This is a genomic window from Streptomyces sp. NPDC088350 (assembly GCF_044753545.1).
Lineage (GTDB): Bacteria > Actinomycetota > Actinomycetes > Streptomycetales > Streptomycetaceae > Streptomyces.
Genome location: NZ_JBIVNL010000002.1, coordinates 531,404 through 548,877, shown reverse-complemented (window position 1 = coordinate 548,877; position 17,474 = coordinate 531,404). Strand labels below are relative to the sequence as shown.

Genomic DNA, 17,474 nt, shown 5'->3' with positions numbered 1-17,474 from the left:
GGACGGGACGCCGTATCGGACAGGTGGCGCAAAAGACACGTCCGGCAGCATCTTCCGCATATTTGCAGGGTCTTACCCATGGGGCGGCCAGGACTGCCGTAGCATCCCCCTACGGGCCACCCCACCTGCTCCCTGGTCAACGCACGGATCACCAGGCGCAGTTGGCTCGCCTCGGGAGGACACTTATGGGTGCACGTGGGCGACACCGCCGGCGCAAGCGGGGCAGGGCGCTGCGCGCCGTGCTGACCGGGGCCGCGCTCGGCCTCACCGCCGCCGCGACGATGATCAGTGCCTCGCAGGCGACCGTTGGTTCCGATCCCGGAGGGCTGAAGCCGCTCACCTCGGCTTCCGATCTGGGGCAGTTGGGGCTGCGGGAGACTCTGGAACCTCAGCAGTCGCTGGACCGGCTCGCCTCGGCGATGGGGCGTCCGGTGGGCGTCGACACCGTCCTGAAGAGCGCCGACCACACCCTGCGCGACGCCGCCGACTGCACGACGGACGAGAAGGCGGTGCTGCCCGTCGAACCGGTGGCCACGCGCGCGTACTGCTGGGACAGCGGCGACGCGGCCGACCCGGCGTGGACGCCCCGCTCGGTGACCACCTCGGGCGACGCCGACCAGGACGGCTGGTGGGGCTCGAACCGGGTGATCCTCTCCGGCTGGACCGCGCACACCCGTGGCCTGGCCAGGGTCGCCTTCGTGAACGCCGCCGACCCCGCCCGCCTCACCTACACCTGGGCCCTCCTCGCCGTACCGACGGACGGCGGACGCGACTACCGCGGGCTCGTCTCGAACATCTCCGGCATGGTCTGGTATGAGGACAAACTCCTGGTCACCACCACGAGCGGGACGCGCGACGCCCTGTACGTGTACGACATGAACCGCATCCAGCGCACCACCGTGACGGCCGCCGCGGTCGGCCGGGTGCGGGACGGCTGGTCGGCGGCCGGGTATCAGTACGTGCTGCCGGCGGTCGGGTCGTACCGGCTGACCGGTGGCGGCTCGGCCGTACGGCCCGTGGGGCTCTCCCTGGACCGCGGCTCGGTGCCGGACAGTCTGGTCGCGAGCGGGGCGAAGCGCCTGTGGCGCTATCCCTTCAGCCGGGATCCCGCGCGGCCGGGGCTGCTCGCCACCGACTCGGCGGGGCGCGCCGTGCCCGAGGAGGCCTACGCCACGAAGGTCAGCGGCACGGAAGGCGTGCTCGCGAACGGGTCCGCCTGGTACCTGGGCGGCGCTGCCGGGCCGGAGAGCGGGCGGGGCGCGATGTGGCGCCAGGACACGAGGGACGCGCAGGCCACCGAGTGCGGGGCCGACGAGACACAGCGGTGCTGGAGCGCGCGGAGCGGATCCCTCTCGTACTGGCAGGAGACCGGCGAGGTCTGGTCGGTGTCCGGGCGGATGCTGTTCGCGCTCCCGCTGGCCTCGATCGACCGGTCCCTGGACTGATCGACAGATCCCTCGGCCGGATGATTCCCTGACGGGCATGACGAACATCCCCGTGACCACCTGGTCCCTGGAGCAGACCGACCCGCGCGACCTCCTCCCGGCCATCGCGCCGGACGGGGACGTGCGGATCGCCCGCTCCGAGGTGCCCTCCCCCGAGTTCAGCCGCTTTCTGTACGCCTCCGTGGGCGGGGACATCCTCTGGATAGACCGGCTCGGCTGGACGTTCGCGCAGTGGCAGGAGCACCTGGACCGGCCGGGCGTGGAGACCTGGGTCGTGTACGACCGGGGCACGCCCGCCGGGTACGTGGAACTGGAGCCGCAGGACGACGGCGTCGTCGAGATCGTCTACTTCGGCCTGATCCCCGCCTTCCGCGGTCGCCGCCTCGGCGGCCACCTCCTCTCCTACGGCGCCGCCCGCGCCTGGGACCTCGCGGACCGCTGGCCGGGACTGGCGCCCACGAAGCGGGTCTGGCTGCATACCTGCAGCCTGGACGGTGTGCACGCGATGGACAACTACCAGCGCCGGGGCTTCAAGCTCTTCGACACCAAGGTCGAGGAGGTGACGGTGGTGGCCACGCCGGGACCGTGGCCCGGGGCCTACCCGGTCTGACCTGCGCCGACAAGACGTCGTGCGCGCCTTGTGACCGACGACACCCTCGTCTCGCATGTCGAGACCAGGGTGTCCGCATGGCGGACGAAGCTGGACTGTGTCCAGAATGCCATGACACGCTTCCGTCATGTCCGGAACTGGAATTGCCTTGGTGAGTCGGCGGCACGTCGACCTCGGCCGCATGTCCAGCGCCATCTGTCCGGCGGGCTAGTCGAGCCGCAGCACCGCCGGTTTCCCCGTATCTGCCTCATACTGCGCAAAGATGCGCGCGTATGCCCGCATGCGCCCGTACGCGCAGGTCAGAGCCGATCACCCGCCTGTCCCGGAGGACGTAGAACCATGGCCGCCACGCCTGAGAACCCTGCTGCCGCAGCGCCCCGCCGCAAGGTGAGCCGTCACCGCGGTGAGGGTCAGTGGGCAGCCGGGCACTTCACGCCGCTCAACGGCAACGAGCAGTTCAAGAAGGACGACGACGGTCTCAATGTGCGGACACGCATTGAGACGATCTACTCCAAGCGCGGCTTCGACTCGATCGACCCGAACGACCTGCGCGGCCGTATGCGCTGGTGGGGGCTGTACACCCAGCGCAAGCCCGGGATCGACGGCGGCAAGACCGCGATCCTGGAGCCGGAGGAGCTGGACGACAAGTACTTCATGCTGCGCGTCCGGATCGACGGCGGCCGGCTGACCACGGACCAGCTGCGGGTCATCGGCGAGATCTCGCAGGAGTTCGCGCGCGGCACGGCCGACCTCACCGACCGGCAGAACGTGCAGTACCACTGGATCCGCATCGAGGACGTGCCCGAGATCTGGAACCGCCTGGAGGCGGTCGGTCTCTCCACCACCGAGGCCTGCGGCGACACGCCCCGCGTGATCCTCGGCTCGCCCGTCGCCGGCATCGCCGAGGACGAGATCATCGACGGCACTCCGGCGATCGACGAGATCCACCGCCGGATCATCGGCAACAAGGACTTCTCGAACCTGCCCCGCAAGTTCAAGTCCGCGATCTCCGGCTCGCCGCTCCTGGACGTGGCGCACGAGATCAACGACATCGCCTTCGTCGGCGTGCACCACCCCGAGCACGGCCCCGGCTTCGACGTCTGGGTCGGCGGCGGCCTCTCCACCAACCCGAAGATCGGCCAACGCCTCGGCGCCTGGGTCCCGTTGGACGAGGTCCCGGACGTCTACGAGGGCGTCATCTCGATCTTCCGCGACCACGGCTACCGGCGGCTGCGCACCCGCGCCCGCCTCAAGTTCCTGGTCGCCGACTGGGGCGTCGAGAAGTTCCGCCAGATCCTCGAGGGCGACTACCTGAAGCGCAAGCTCGTCGACGGCCCGGCCCCCGACCAGCCGGTCGCCCGCTGGCGCGACCACGTCGGCGTCCACCGCCAGCAGGACGGCCTGTTCTACGTCGGTTTCGCCCCGCGCGTCGGCCGCGTCGACGGCACCACGCTCACGAAGATCGCCGAGCTGGCCCAGGCGCACGGCTCGGGCCGACTGCGTACGACGGTCGAGCAGAAGATGATCGTGCTCGATGTGGAGGAAGGGCGGATCGAGTCCCTTGTGGAGGGCCTGGAGGCGCTGGGTCTCACCGCCAAGCCGTCCCCCTTCCGGCGCGGCACGATGGCCTGCACCGGTATCGAGTACTGCAAGCTCGCGATCGTCGAGACCAAGCAGCGCGGCATCACGCTCATCGACGAACTGGAGCGCCGCATCCCGGAGTTCGACGAGCCGATCACCATCAACATCAACGGCTGCCCGAACGCCTGCGCCCGTATCCAGGTCGCGGACATCGGTCTCAAGGGCCAGTTGGTCCTCGACGACCAGGGCGAGCAGGTCGAGGGCTTCCAGGTGCACCTCGGCGGCGCCCTCGGTCTGGAGGCCGGCTTCGGCCGCAAGGTCCGTGGCCTGAAGGTCACTTCGGAGGAACTGCCCGACTACGTCGAGCGGGTCCTCACCCGGTTCCAGCAGGAGCGCGAGGACGGCGAGCGGTTCGCCGCCTGGGCCACGCGCGCCAGCGAGGAGTCCCTGTCGTGAGCGGCAGCGAACGACAGCGAACGGAGGGGTCATGAGCGAGCGGGCCGCCCCCTTCTACTGCCCCTACTGCGGCGACGAGGACCTGCGTCCCAACGAGCAGGGCCACGGCGCGTGGGAATGCGCGGCATGCAATCGGGCCTTTCAGCTGAAGTTCCTCGGGCTCCTCGCCCGGGGTCTCCAGCAGACCGACGCAGGGGGAGACACGATATGACGACGACTCAGAAAGCGCGCCCCACCGACGACTTGAAAGCCCTCGCCGAGCAGGCGGGCCGCGACCTGGAGGACGCCTCCGCGCTGGAGATCCTCCAGTGGGCGGTGCAGACCTTCGGCAAGCAGTTCTGCGCGACCTCCTCGATGGAGGACGCGGTGGTGGCCCACCTCGCGTCCCGCGCCATGCCCGGCGTCGACGTGGTGTTCCTCGACACCGGCTACCACTTCCCGGAGACCATCGGCACCCGCGACGCGGTCGAGGCCGTGATGGACGTCAACGTCATCACGCTCACCCCGCGCCAGTCGGTCGCCGAGCAGGACGCCGAGTACGGTCCGCAACTGCACGACCGCGACCCGGACTTGTGCTGCAAGCTGCGCAAGGTGCAGCCCCTGGAGCAGGGCCTGACCAAGTACGCGGCCTGGGCGACCGGACTGCGCCGCGACGAGTCCCCGACCCGGGCGAACACCCCGGTCGTCGGCTGGGACGAGAGGCGCCGGAAGGTCAAGGTCTCCCCCATCGCCCGCTGGACCCAGGACGACGTGGACGCCTACGTGGCCGAACACGGCGTACTGACCAACCCGTTGCTGATGGACGGCTACGCGTCCGTCGGCTGCGCGCCCTGCACCCGCCGGGTGCTGGAGGGCGAGGACGCCCGCGCCGGCCGCTGGGCGGGGCGCGGGAAGACCGAGTGCGGGCTGCACGAATGACCACCACCGACAAGGAGTTGCACGTGACGACCGGAGCCACCGTCTGGCTCACGGGTCTGCCGAGTGCCGGCAAGACCACCATCGCGTACGAGCTGGCAGGCCGGCTGCGCGAGGAGGGCCACCTCGTCGAGGTGCTCGACGGCGACGAGATCCGCGAGTTCATCTCGGCGGGCCTCGGCTTCAGCCGCGAGGACCGGCACACCAACGTGCAGCGCATCGGCTTCCTCGCCGAACTGCTCGCCCGCAACGGCGTCAAGGCGCTCGTCCCGGTCATCGCGCCGTACACCGACAGCCGCGAGGCCGTCCGCAAGCGGCACCAGGAGAGCGGCGCCGCCTACATCGAGGTGCATGTGGCGACCCCGGTCGACGTGTGCTCCGTACGCGATGTGAAGGGTCTCTACGCCAAGCAGGCCGCCGGTGAACTGACCGGGCTCACCGGGGTCGACGACCCGTACGAGGAGCCCGAGTCGCCGGACCTGCGGATCGAGTCGCAGCACCAGACCGTGCAGGAGTCGGCGGCGGCACTCCACGCGCTGCTCACCGAGAGGGGACTGGCATGACCGCGACGGTTGCCAAGGCCGAGGACGGTACGGACACGCCGTACGCCCTCTCGCACCTGGACGCTCTGGAGTCCGAGGCGGTGCACATCTTCCGTGAGGTGGCGGGTGAGTTCGAGCGGCCGGTGATCCTGTTCTCCGGCGGCAAGGACTCCATCGTCATGCTGCACCTGGCGCTGAAGGCGTTCGCGCCCGCGCCGGTGCCGTTCTCGCTGCTGCATGTGGACACCGGACACAACTTCCCCGAGGTCCTTGAGTACCGGGACCACACGGTCGCAAAGCATGGGCTGCGCCTCCATGTGGCCTCCGTACAGGACTACATCGACCGCGGTGTGCTGCGCGAACGTCCCGACGGGACGCGCAACCCGCTCCAGACGCTGCCGTTGACGGAGAAGATCCAGTCCGAGCGCTTTGACGCCGTGTTCGGCGGCGGGCGCAGGGACGAGGAGAAGGCGCGGGCGAAGGAGCGGGTGTTCAGCCTGCGCGACGAGTTCTCGCAGTGGGACCCGCGTCGCCAGCGCCCGGAACTGTGGAATCTGTACAACGGCCGGCACGCGCCCGGCGAGCACGTCCGCGTGTTCCCGCTGTCCAACTGGACCGAGCTGGACGTCTGGCAGTACATCGCCCGCGAGGGCATCGAACTCCCCGACATCTACTTCGCGCACGAGCGTGAGGTGTTCAACCGGGGCGGCATGTGGCTGACCGCCGGTGAGTGGGGCGGGCCGAAGGCGGAGGAGACCGTCGAGAAGCGGCTCGTCCGGTACCGGACCGTCGGTGACATGTCCTGCACCGGTGCCGTCGACTCCGACGCGGTGACCCTGGAGCAGGTCATCACCGAGATCGCCGCGTCCCGGCTGACCGAGCGGGGCGCGACGCGTGCCGACGACAAGATGTCCGAGGCCGCGATGGAAGACCGCAAGCGCGAGGGGTACTTCTAACCATGAGCACCATCACGACCGAGGAGCTCTCGGCCACCACGCTGCTGCGGTTCGCCACGGCGGGCTCCGTCGACGACGGCAAGTCCACGCTCGTAGGACGACTGTTGCACGACTCGAAGTCGGTCCTCACCGACCAACTCGAAGCCGTGCAGCGGGTGTCGGCCGACCGCGGCCAGGACGGTCCCGACCTCGCGCTGCTCACCGACGGCCTGCGCGCCGAGCGCGAGCAGGGCATCACCATCGATGTGGCGTACCGCTACTTCGCCACGCCCCGGCGCCGGTTCATCCTCGCCGACACGCCCGGTCACGTGCAGTACACCCGCAACATGGTGACGGGTGCCTCCACGGCCGAGCTGACGGTGATCCTCGTCGACGCCCGCAACGGTGTCGTCGAGCAGACCCGGCGCCACGCGGCGATCGCCGCGCTGCTGCGCGTCCCGCACGTGGTGCTCGCGGTCAACAAGATGGACCTCGTCGAGTACAAGGAGTCCGTGTTCGCCGCGATCGCCGAGGAGTTCACGGCGTACGCGAGCGAACTGGGCGTCCCGGAGATCACCACGATCCCGATCTCGGCGCTGGCCGGCGACAACGTGGTGGACCCGTCCGCGCACATGGACTGGTACGGCGGCCCGACCTTCCTGGAGCACCTGGAGTCGGTGCCGGTCGCCCACGACCTGAGCCACTGCCACGCGCGGCTGCCCGTGCAGTACGTGATCCGGCCGCAGAGCGCGGACCTGCCGGACTACCGGGGGTACGCGGGTCAGATCGCGGCCGGTACGTTCCGTGTGGGCGAGGCCGTGACGGTGCTGCCGTCCGGGCGGGCCACGAAGATCTCCGGTATCGACCTGCTCGGCAAGCCGGTCCGGACGGCGTGGACCACGCAGTCGGTGACCCTCCTGCTGGAGGACGACATCGACATCTCGCGCGGCGACCTCATCGTGCCCAGCAAGGACGCCCCGGCGACCACGCAGGACATCGAGGCGACGGTCTGCCATGTCGCCGACCAGCCGCTGACCGTGGGCCACCGGGTGCTCCTCAAGCACGGCACCCGCACGGTGAAGGCGATCGTCAAGGACATCCCGTCCCGTCTCACGCTCGACGACCTGTCCCTGCACCCGCATCCGGGACAGCTCGTCGCCAACGACATCGGCCGGGTGAAGATCCGCACCGCGGAGCCGCTGCCGGTGGACTCGTACGCGGACTCGCGCCGTACGGGCTCGTTCATCCTGATCGACCCGGCGGACGGCACCACGCTGACCGCCGGCATGGTCGGCGAGTCGTTCGCCGCGCCGGAGCCGGTCAAGGACGCGTCCGACGACGACGGTTGGGACTTCTGACATGACGTCCAGGGACTTCTACTCCACGTTCGCGAAGGAGGGCGGCCGCGTCGGCAGCGGCGCCCTCGGCAGCGGGCAGGGCGGAGTGGCGCGATGTGCGGGCTGACGTACGCGCACCGCTTGCGCGCCCCGTCCCCCCACCCGCCGTCCCGGACGCGACGAAAACGAAGACCTGCCGACCTCCCGGCCACGACCTGAGACCGTGACCGCCGGGCCAACGAGAGGAACACCTCCCGTGCCTGCCAACCGCTCCACCTTCCTGCGCCGCGGCATAGCCGTGGTCGCCGCGCTCCCCCTGCTCACCCTTGCCGCCTGCAGCTACGGTTCCACGGCCGAGAAGGACAGCTCCGCAAAGGTCGCTGCCGGGTCCAAGAAGATCGACGGTCTCGACACCGTCAAGATCGGTTACTTCGGCAACCTGACCCACGCCACCGCGCTGGTCGGCAACCAGAAGGGCTTCTTCCAGAAGGAGCTCGGCGCCACCAAGGCGAAGTACTCGGTCTTCAACGCCGGACCGTCCGAGATCGAAGCCCTGAACGCCGGTTCCATCGACATCGGCTGGATCGGCCCGTCCCCGGCCATCAACGGCTACACCAAGTCCAAGGGCACCGACCTGCGCATCATCGGCGGTTCGGCGTCGGGTGGCGTGAAGCTGGTCGTCAATCCGAAGAAGATCAAGTCCCTGGCGGACGTCAAGGGCAAGAAGATCGCGACGCCTCAGCTGGGCAACACGCAGGACGTGGCGTTCCTCAACTGGGTCGCGGACCAGGGCTGGAAGGTCGACGCGCAGAGCGGCAAGGGCGACGTCTCGGTCATCCGCACCGACAACAAGATCACCCCCGACGCCTACAAGTCAGGCTCCATCGACGGCGCCTGGGTGCCGGAGCCGACCGCGTCCAAGCTGGTCGCCGAGGGCGCCAAGGTGCTGCTGGACGAGTCGTCTCTGTGGCCCGACAAGAAGTTCGTGATCACGAACATCATCGTGTCGCAGAAGTTCCTGAAGGCGCACCCGAAGGTCGTCGAGGCCGTACTGAAGGGCTCGGTCGAGACCAACAAGTGGATCAACGCCAACTCGGACGCGGCGAAGGCGGCGGCGAACAAGCAGTTGGCGATCGACTCGGGCAAGCCACTGCCGGCCAATGTCATCGACCCGGCCTGGAAGTCGATCCAGTTCATCGACGATCCGCTGGCCTCCACGTTGAACACCGAGGCGCAGCACGCGGTCAAGGCCGGTCTGCTGGAGAACCCGAAGCTGGACAGCATCTACGACCTGACGCTCCTGAACAAGGTGCTCAAGGCCGAGGGCGACAGCACGGTCAGTGACGCCGGTCTCGGCGTCAAGTAAGCCCGGATCCCGATGACTTCCCAGGAGGTGACGACCATGTCCACGACTCTCGCCAAAGCCGAGGAGTCGGTCGAGCACGCGGCCCGCCTTGCGCACGTCTCGAAGTCCTTCGCGGGACCGGGCGGGCAGCAGCTCGTCCTGGACGACATCACTCTCGATGTCGCTCCGGGCGAGTTCGTCACCCTCCTGGGGGCCTCGGGCTGTGGCAAGTCCACGCTGTTGAACCTGGTGGCGGGGTTGGACAAGCCCACCGCGGGTTCCATCACCACAGAGGGGCGACCCGCCCTGATGTTCCAGGAGCACGCGCTCTTCCCGTGGCTGACCGCGGGCAAGAACATCGAACTCGCCCTGAAACTCAGGGGAGTTCCGAAGGTCGACCGGCGCGGCAAGACCGAGGAGCTGCTCGAACTCGTCCGGCTGAAAGGTGCATACGCCAAACGCGTGCACGAATTGTCGGGCGGAATGCGGCAGCGGGTCGCCATGGCACGCGCGCTCGCCCAGGAGAGCCGCATCCTGCTGATGGACGAGCCGTTCGCGGCCCTGGACGCCATCACGCGGGACGTCCTGCACGACGAACTGACCCGCATCTGGGGCGAGACGGGGCTCTCCGTCCTGTTCGTCACGCACAACGTGCGCGAGGCGGTACGGCTCGCCCAGCGGGTGATCCTGCTGTCCTCCCGGCCCGGCCGGATCGCCCGCGAGTGGACGGTCGACATCCCGCAGCCGCGCCGCATCGAGGACGCCCCCGTGGCGGAACTGTCCGTCGAAATCACAGACGTACTGCGTGGGGAGATCCGCCGCCATGGCCAGCACTGACACCACACCGGCGCAGGACAGCGGGAGCGTCGAAGCGGGTCTCGACGCCCTGGAGACCACGGCCGCCGGTCGCCCGTCCTTCCGCCAGACCTTCGTCAACAAGATCCTGCCGCCGCTCATCGCCATCGCCGTGGTGTTGGTGATCTGGCAAGGGCTGATCACTTTCAACATCGTCACCGATCCGACGAAGCTGCCCTCTCCCGCCGACGTCTGGGGCGAAGCGAAGGACGCCTGGCTCCAGGGGACCCTGCTCGGCTACATCTGGACCAGTGTCTCCCGCGGCCTGCTGGGCTTCCTGTTCGCACTGATCATCGGTACACCGCTCGGCCTGCTGGTGGCACGGGTGAAGTTCGTGCGCGCGGCGATCGGTCCGGTCCTTTCCGGCCTCCAGTCGCTGCCGTCGGTCGCCTGGGTCCCGCCTGCCGTGATCTGGCTGGGCCTGGACAGTTCGCTGATGTACGCGGTGATCCTGTTGGGCGCCGTCCCATCGATCGCCAACGGTCTCGTGTCGGGCGTCGATCAGGTGCCCCCGTTGTTCCTCCGCGCCGGACGCACTCTGGGGGCCACCGGCCTGCGCGGTACCTGGCACATCGTGCTGCCGGCCGCGTTGCCCGGCTATGTAGCGGGCCTGAAGCAGGGGTGGGCGTTCTCGTGGCGCTCGCTGATGGCCGCCGAGATCATCGCCTACTCCCCGGACATGGGAGTGGGCCTGGGCCAACTACTGGAGATCGCCCGCTCGAACAGCAGCATGGCGCAGGTCTTCCTCGCCATCCTTCTCATCCTGTTCGTCGGTATCGCCATCGACCTGCTGATCTTCAGCCCCATGGAGCGGTGGGTCCTGCGCAGCCGCGGTCTCCTGGTGAAGAGCTGAAGCCTCATGCGTCACAGGCCTGTTCTCCTCGTCATCGCCCACGGCAGCCGCGACCCGCGGCATGCGGCGACGGTCCATGCCCTGGTACGCCGGGTACGGTCGCTACGGCCCTGGCTGCGCGTGGAGACCGGCTTCCTGGACTTCAACATCCCTTCCGTGCAAGACGTCTTGGAGTCACTGGCGGCGGAGGGAGTGCGTGACGTCGTGGCCCTCCCGCTGCTGTTGACCCGAGCGTTCCACGCGAAGGCGGACATCCCCGCGGTCCTCGACGACGCACCCCCGCAGCTGCGGATCAGGCAGGCGGAGGTGCTCGGACCGTCGCCGCTGTTGTTGCGGGCCCTCGAACGGCGTTTGTACGAGGCCGGGTTGACGCCTGCCGACAAGGCATCGACCGGGGTCGTACTGGCCTCGGCCGGGTCCACCGACCCGGAGGCGATCGCGGTCATCGCCGACATCGCGCGGGATTGGTGGCACACCGGCTGGTGCGCCGTGCGACCCGCGTTCGCCTCGGCGTCCCTGCCCCGGACCGAGGACGCTGTCCGTGAACTGCGGGCCCTGGGCTGCGAACGCGTCGCCGTCGCACCGTATGTCCTGGCCCCCGGCTTCCTCCCCGACCGCATCGCGCGAGGCGCCGCGGCGGCTGACGTGCTCGCCGAAGTGCTGGGCCCGGCACCGGAGGTGGCGCGGGTACTGCTGGAGCGCTACGACACGGCGGTCCGGGCGCCGGCGCTCGCGGCCGTCGGCGCGTAACGCCTTCACGGTTCCCACCTGCCCGGTTTCCCGGAAAGGGGTCTCCCCCGGCCCCCGGATCTGCTGGGATGGTTCCTCTGAGGGCTAGTGGGGAGCAAGTACACGTGGCGCGTCGGGAGTTCGGGCATCGTGAAGGGCCGGCTCCGGCCCAGCTGCACTACACTTCGGCGCCGTCCGGCTCCGACGGTTCCGGCTCCCGGTTCACGGTGGTCGGCGCGGAGGTGCCGCAGGGGGTACTGCGGGAGGTCGAGCGGCTCATCGCGTACGAGCCGCCGTGCGACAGCCCGGAGCGGGCCGAAGCCGAGCAGCTCAAGGGCTTCCCGATCGCCTTCGGCTTCAGCGAACTCGCCGACGGCGGGCGGCTGTTGAGCCGTTCCGTGTGCACCGGCACGGACTGGGCCGGGGGCCCGGTCGCCTTCCACGCGCACGCCTTCCTGTTGCCGGCCGGGACCCGGTTGCCGGACGGGGTCCTGCCCATCTCCACGTGGGAGTCCCCGCGTTGGGCGGACTCGGCTCCCCCGGACGGCAGGCCCGAACCCGTCGACCGGGTCGAACCCTCGGGGCTGCTGCGCAAGGAGGCGCTGGTCGCGTTCGCGGTGTCCCGGGCCGGGTGGCTCGCCCCGTTCTTCGCCGAGCTGCGGGCGGTGGCCGCGGACCCGGGTGCCGGGCAGCTCGTGGTGGTGGAGCACGACAGCGCCGACGTGGCCCGGTGGATCGCGCTCGCCTGCACGGTGCTGCCCCGCGAACAGGCGCACCGGCTCACCTTCACGACGTACACCCGCGATCCCCGGCAGGCACGCCAGCAGCTCGTCGGCGTGCTGCCGTCCTCCGAGTCCGTCGGCGACGACGGGCGCTACCGCGTGCACGACTGCACCGGCCGCCGGCCGGCCGGGCCGGTCGCGGACACCTGGGCCGAGGTGTGCGCCCGCGTCTGGCGTGCGGGGCGCCCGGACCTGTTCCACAACAACCCCGAAGACCTGGGCCCGTTGGCGGTGGCCGCCCTCGTCGCGGGCATCGACCTGCGCACGGACGCCCGTGCGGTCGCGGCGAGTTGGGCGGCCGAGCAGGCGGGGACGCTGCCGGACGACACACTGACGGCGTTGGTCGCCGGGCTGTGCGGCGGCCCGGTGCCACATCTGGGCTCCCGCTCGACGACCCTGCCCGGTGAGGCCGAACAGGCCGCTCTGGCAGTCCTGTTGGCCCGGCTGGACGGGCGCGTACCGGCCTCGGTGTCGGCGCCGCTGGCCGCGCGCGTGCTGGCGTCGGCGGTCCTCGCCCGGGGACCGGTGCCCGTGCTGCGTGCCGGGTCCCTCACCGCGCGGGCCCATGACGACCTGGCCCGCGATCTCGCGCCCGCGCTACGGGCCGGTATCGCGGACACGGCCGAGCCGGCCGCCGGACGACCCCTCGCGCTGCTGCGCGCCGCCGACCTCCTCGACGTCGACTGCCAGGACGAACTGCCGGAGCTGGCCGAGCGGTTGGGGCGGGAGTTGGTGGACACCCCGGCCACGCACGCTACGACCACAGCACCGTCGGGCGGCGGGTCTCCCGCCGATGGCTGCCCGCCCGCGCTCCTCGACGCGGTGCACACCCACCCCGGGCTGCGGGTCGCCCTGTTCGGCTCGCTCAACACGCTGGCCGCCGCCGAACCGGCGGCCGTGGCACGGGTGTTGAAGGGTTCGGGGCTGCCGCTCGACCTCCAGCAGTCCGGTTTCCCGCATCTGCGGATGTGTGTCGTGCCCGCCGGATCGGACGACGACCGGCTCGACCGGTTCCATGGCCTCCTCCGCACAGCCGGGGTCTCGCCGCACGCCGATCCGGCCGTGCTGCGTACGGCTCTCCGCCTCACCTGGCCCGGTGGCGAGCTGCCGACCGGCCAGGAGGCGAGCCTGCTGCTGAAGGAGCTGGGTTCCGACTCCCACCGTGCCGCCGGTACCCGGGAGTTGCTGATCGAGGCGGCACTCGCCGCTTCCCCGGACGACCGTGACATACCGGCGCTCGCCGCCGACCTGCTCCGCTGCTTCAGCATGGAACTGGGCCCAAGTAGGCGTACGGCCCTGCTCCTTCTGGAGTTCACCGGAGTGCTCGGCACCGGGAGCGAGGGCGAGGAGTGGGTCGGCCGGGTGCTGGACCGGATGGCCGGTGCCGCCGCCGATCCGGTACCGGAGACCGTCGCCGAGCGCGCCTTCCAGGCCCTCGCGTGGCGGCTCCTGGAGGGGACGGCACCGGCGAACGAGCTGTACGCGCTGGCCCGTTCGGGCGAGCCGCGCCTGCTCGCGGCGTACGAGCGGGCGGCCCGCTCGGAGCGGGTGGGCGAGCGGTTGCGGACCGGGCCTGCGTATGTCGCCGACCGGTTCTGCGACTGGAGCGCGTTCCCGGGAACGCATCCGGCCTGGGACGAGACACGTACGGTACTGCTGGCCAAGGTTCTGCGGCCGGCCGTGCGGGCCCTGTCCGTCGAGCAGCAGGGCGAGGTCGAGGCAGCCCTCGACCGCGCGGGCCGCGGCAAACTCGACGCGTTCCGCACCTGGAACCGCCCCGGCGCACTGGGCCGCCTCGCGGGACGACTGTCGGGGCGGGGGCGGCGGGCCGAACAGCCCGACACGTGACCGCCGTTGCCCAAGACACGGCCGAACCCCGCCCGACCGTACCGACCGAGAAAACCCGACGCGTCCGCACCTGAAACCAACCTGGTGCACTGGGACGCCTCGCGGGACCTCTGCCGGGGCCGGGCCGACGCGCCGAACACCCCTACGGGTGACCGACGTCGGCCAAGACACGGCCGAACTCCGCCCAACCGCACCGACCGGGAAAACCCGACGCGTCCGCACCTGAAACCAACCCAGTTCGTTGAGCCGACCCGGGACACGGGTGAACATCCGGACGCGTGACCGGCGTTGGCATGACGCGGTCGACATCTCACTCCACCATGCCGACCGGGAGAAACCCGGCGCGTCCGCGCCTGAAGCCATCCCGATGTGCCGGGACGGCTGTCCGGGCGAGGGCGTCGAGCCGAACAGACCGGCGCGTGACCGGCCCGGCGGAAAGAACGGAGCGCGCCGTCCGAAGTCCGGCACTCCCCTGTGATGTCGGACCCGGACGGCCCGTCCGCAGCACGGCCCCCGCCGGCGTGAGCCTTGTCGCGGGGGTCGCTCTATGTACTGCGTCTGTCGCCGCGTTTATGTCACTGCGCGACGTCAACAGGCCCCGGTGTCCGTGTCCGGAGGCTCAAGTGCGGGTCGTCGCCGTGACCTTGACCGCGGGACTGGTGCCCGCCGCCGTGACCGTCGCGACGGTGACCGTGTACGCCGTACCGGGTGTCAGCCCGCCGATCACCCGGAACATGCCCTTCGCGGACGGCTGTCCGACCAGGACGTCCCGCCCGGTGACGGAGATCGGGTCCCGCCCGTCGGAGACGGTGACCACGTACCCGACGACCTTCGCGTCCCCCGTCGCGGTCGGCGGGGTCCAGGCCAGGGTGGCGGCCGTACGCGCCGTACGCAGCTTGGGACTTGAGGGCGCCGCGGGCAGTGCGGTCGCGGCGGTCGGCGTGAGCGGCGACGAGGCGAGGGAGGGCGCGCTGCTGCCGTGGGCGTTGGCCGCGGTGACGGTCACCGTGAACGGGCCGCCGGTGAGTCCGCCGATGCGCACGAGGGCTGTCTTCTTGAACTCCCCCGCGGTCACGGCCTGTTCGCCCACCTCCTGGCCCCCGGCGTCGTAGGCCCGAGCCGTGTACCCCGTCACCGGTGAACCCCCGTCGACGAAGCTCGGGTTGAAGGTCACGTACAGGGCGTCGGCACCGGCCGTGCTCGTCCCCACCCGCGAGGGCGCCTCAGGGACGGACACGGAGCCGATACGACGGTCCAGCAGTCCCCCGTACTGCGACTCAAGTCCGGCGTTCTCCAGCACACTTGACGGTACGTCGGACAGTCCCGCCATGATGGTGTTGCCGGTGGTCACCAGCCCCTTGTTGTCGCTGTCGGCCGTGCCCTCCTCCCACCAGTTGTCCTTGACGAGGGTCGGGTCGTTGTTGCCGAGGCCGTCGCGGTAGTCGGTGTGGCGGGAGGCGACGTTGGCGTAGGAGGCGTTGTAGAGGACGTTGCCCTCGACGGTCTCGTAGGTGCAGCCGTTGTCGGTGTAGACGTTCTTGCCGAGACCCCACTGGTCGTGGATGACGTTGCCGGTCACCTTCTCCCCGTCGGTCATCGAGGTACCGGTCAGGCCCTGGGTGTAGACGCCGCCGCCGTCGTCCAGCATCTGCATGTAGTCGAAGACGAGGTTGTCGGTCACGGCGTTGTCGTGGCTGGAGTTGGGGGTCGCCGGATCGCCGATCTTGTCGGGCCAGCCGCCCCAGCCCAGGGAGACGGCGCTGTAGCCGACGTGGTCGATCTGGTTGTGGGCGATGGTGTCGTGCTGGGTGTAGCCGTTGAGGACGGCGACACCGCCGTGGAACTCGCGGGGCAGGCCGTAGAGGTGATTGTCCGTCACCTGTACGCCGGAGGCCGGGGTTTGGCCGTCGACGCCGCCGATCTCCAGTCCGTTGCCGGAGATGTCGGTGAAGATACTGCCGTTGACCGTGGAGTCCTTCGTACCGGTCCCCAAGTCGAGTCCGGCGGCACCGAGATGGGCGAAGACGTCGTCGCCGAACTCGATCCGCTGCCCGTACGCGAACGACACGTTGCCGGGCATCTTGGTCCACGAGGCGAAGGGACAGGTCCCGCCCTCGACGTACTGGCACAGTCCCTGTGTGGCCCAGCCCTGGGCACCGGTGACGGTGTAACCGGCCTGGATCTCGGAGAAGCCCTCCGGCTGCGACGGGGTCAGCCAGGTGGCGTAGCTGAACTGCAGCCCGCGGAAGGCGACATCGTGGACGGGCGCGTCGGCCGTGCCCCGCCCGTCGATCAACTTCTCGGCGGCGGCGGCCTCGACGTCGGCGCGCGTGAGGTTCTCGCCCTTGCGCGGCAGGTAGTAGACCTTGCGGGCAGCCTTGTCGAGATACCACTCGCCGGGCTGGTCGAGGAGTTCGTAGGCGTTCTCGATGTACGTCGCCTTACCGCCGTTGGTGAGCTTGCCGGGCCCGACCATGCCGACCGTGCGGCCCGGGATGTCGGGGAACTCGACCCGCTTGTTGGAGTTGTCCCAGCAGGGCTGGACCATCGTGATCGTGGTGCCCTCGGCGGAGGCGATCCGGCAGCGCGGCTCGGTCCACTGCCCCAGGCCGTTGCGCTCGATGTTCCAGAGGGCCTCGCCGCTGGTGTAGACGAACTCGGCGTCGGCGGGGTGCTTCCAGTGCGCGAGGGTGTCGGAGGAGGCGGTGTATCCGGTGTCGGTCCGGGTGAGTTGGACCGGTACGGCTCCGCGGGCCCGTTGGGCGCGGACCCCGTCGACGTACAACTGCCGTGTGTCGGTGAGGCCTTGGGGCGCGGGCGCGGACCAGAGTCCCTTCCGGCCCGGCACTTGGCTCCAGTCGGTGACCTGTCGGCCGCCGCTGATGACGGCGGTGCCGTTGCCCTGCCACACGATCCGGTGGCCGTTGGTCCCCGAGTCGCGGGCGTCCAGGACCAGGGGTGTCGTCTGGCGGTAGGTGCCCGGCGCGAGGTGGACGGTCAGGTCGGCCGTGAGATGCGCGGCCCGGGCGCGGACCAGGTCACGGGCGCGTCGCAGGGTGCGTACGGGGTGGCGGGCGGTGCCGTCGGTGTGATCGTTGCCGAGGACAGGCGAGACGTAGAGGTCGGATGACGAGGCGGCGTAGGACGGGGTGGACAGAGGTGAGGTTCCTAGGGTTAAAAGGGCAGAAACGATGGCAACTAGGGCAGCTCTTTGACGTGCGGGCATGATCCCCTCCCGTGG

At 70.1% G+C, this 17,474-nt stretch carries 15 protein-coding genes; 14 read left to right on the top strand and 1 reads right to left on the bottom strand.

The window, feature by feature from the left end:
- The first annotated feature begins 185 nt into the window (after positions 1–185).
- The 14 genes from ACIQBL_RS07630 to ACIQBL_RS07565 all read left to right on the top strand — a co-directional run bounded on the left by ACIQBL_RS07630 (position 186) and on the right by ACIQBL_RS07565 (position 14,233).
- Positions 186–1,445, top strand: a complete 1,260-nt coding sequence (locus ACIQBL_RS07630) for a hypothetical protein (protein ID WP_401937976.1) — start codon at positions 186–188, stop codon at positions 1,443–1,445.
- A gap of 37 nt (positions 1,446–1,482) precedes the next feature.
- Positions 1,483–2,055, top strand: a complete 573-nt coding sequence (locus ACIQBL_RS07625) for a GNAT family N-acetyltransferase (RefSeq protein WP_401937975.1) — start codon at positions 1,483–1,485, stop codon at positions 2,053–2,055.
- A 127-nt stretch (positions 2,056–2,182) separates the two neighbouring features.
- Positions 2,183–2,266, top strand: coding sequence for a putative leader peptide (locus ACIQBL_RS07620; RefSeq protein WP_309500612.1), 84 nt, complete (start codon positions 2,183–2,185; stop codon positions 2,264–2,266).
- Between the two features lie 128 nt (positions 2,267–2,394).
- Positions 2,395–4,092: a nitrite/sulfite reductase gene (locus ACIQBL_RS07615; RefSeq protein ID WP_401937972.1), complete on the top strand. Its 1,698-nt coding sequence runs from the start codon at positions 2,395–2,397 to the stop codon at positions 4,090–4,092.
- 31 nt (positions 4,093–4,123) lie between these two features.
- Positions 4,124–4,303: a hypothetical protein gene (locus tag ACIQBL_RS07610; protein ID WP_262056327.1), complete on the top strand. Its 180-nt coding sequence runs from the start codon at positions 4,124–4,126 to the stop codon at positions 4,301–4,303.
- A complete protein-coding gene (locus ACIQBL_RS07605; protein WP_401937971.1) occupies positions 4,300–5,010 on the top strand; it encodes a phosphoadenylyl-sulfate reductase in 711 nt (236 codons plus the stop codon). Before ACIQBL_RS07610 ends, ACIQBL_RS07605 begins: the two co-directional genes overlap by 4 nt.
- A gap of 23 nt (positions 5,011–5,033) precedes the next feature.
- Positions 5,034–5,570, top strand: coding sequence for an adenylyl-sulfate kinase (gene cysC, locus ACIQBL_RS07600; RefSeq protein ID WP_043685608.1), 537 nt, complete (start codon positions 5,034–5,036; stop codon positions 5,568–5,570).
- Entirely contained in the window at positions 5,567–6,505 is a 939-nt protein-coding gene (gene cysD, locus ACIQBL_RS07595) for a sulfate adenylyltransferase subunit CysD (protein ID WP_401937968.1), read from the top strand. Before cysC ends, cysD begins: the two co-directional genes overlap by 4 nt.
- A 2-nt stretch (positions 6,506–6,507) precedes the next feature.
- Positions 6,508–7,842 (top strand): sulfate adenylyltransferase subunit 1, encoded by a 1,335-nt coding sequence (locus ACIQBL_RS07590; protein ID WP_401937967.1) that lies wholly within the window; start codon positions 6,508–6,510, stop codon positions 7,840–7,842.
- Between the two features lie 235 nt (positions 7,843–8,077).
- Entirely contained in the window at positions 8,078–9,187 is a 1,110-nt protein-coding gene (locus ACIQBL_RS07585; RefSeq protein ID WP_401937964.1) for an ABC transporter substrate-binding protein, read from the top strand.
- 36 nt (positions 9,188–9,223) lie between these two features.
- On the top strand, positions 9,224–10,003 hold the full coding sequence (locus ACIQBL_RS07580; RefSeq protein WP_401937962.1) for an ABC transporter ATP-binding protein: 780 nt from the start codon (positions 9,224–9,226) through the stop codon (positions 10,001–10,003).
- Positions 9,990–10,874, top strand: a complete 885-nt coding sequence (locus tag ACIQBL_RS07575; RefSeq protein WP_401937959.1) for an ABC transporter permease — start codon at positions 9,990–9,992, stop codon at positions 10,872–10,874. Before ACIQBL_RS07580 ends, ACIQBL_RS07575 begins: the two co-directional genes overlap by 14 nt.
- Before the next feature lie 6 nt (positions 10,875–10,880).
- Complete coding sequence (locus tag ACIQBL_RS07570) at positions 10,881–11,624, top strand: sirohydrochlorin chelatase (protein WP_401937956.1); 744 nt, start codon at positions 10,881–10,883, stop codon at positions 11,622–11,624.
- A gap of 104 nt (positions 11,625–11,728) precedes the next feature.
- Positions 11,729–14,233 carry a GTPase-associated protein 1-related protein gene (locus ACIQBL_RS07565; RefSeq protein ID WP_401937953.1) on the top strand — a complete coding sequence of 835 codons (2,505 nt, stop codon included), beginning with the start codon at positions 11,729–11,731 and terminating at the stop codon, positions 14,231–14,233.
- A gap of 619 nt (positions 14,234–14,852) precedes the next feature.
- Here ACIQBL_RS07565 and ACIQBL_RS07560 read toward each other — a convergent pair.
- Positions 14,853–17,459: a right-handed parallel beta-helix repeat-containing protein gene (locus ACIQBL_RS07560; protein ID WP_401937950.1), complete on the bottom strand. Its 2,607-nt coding sequence runs from the start codon at positions 17,457–17,459 to the stop codon at positions 14,853–14,855.
- Positions 17,460–17,474 lie beyond the last annotated feature (15 nt).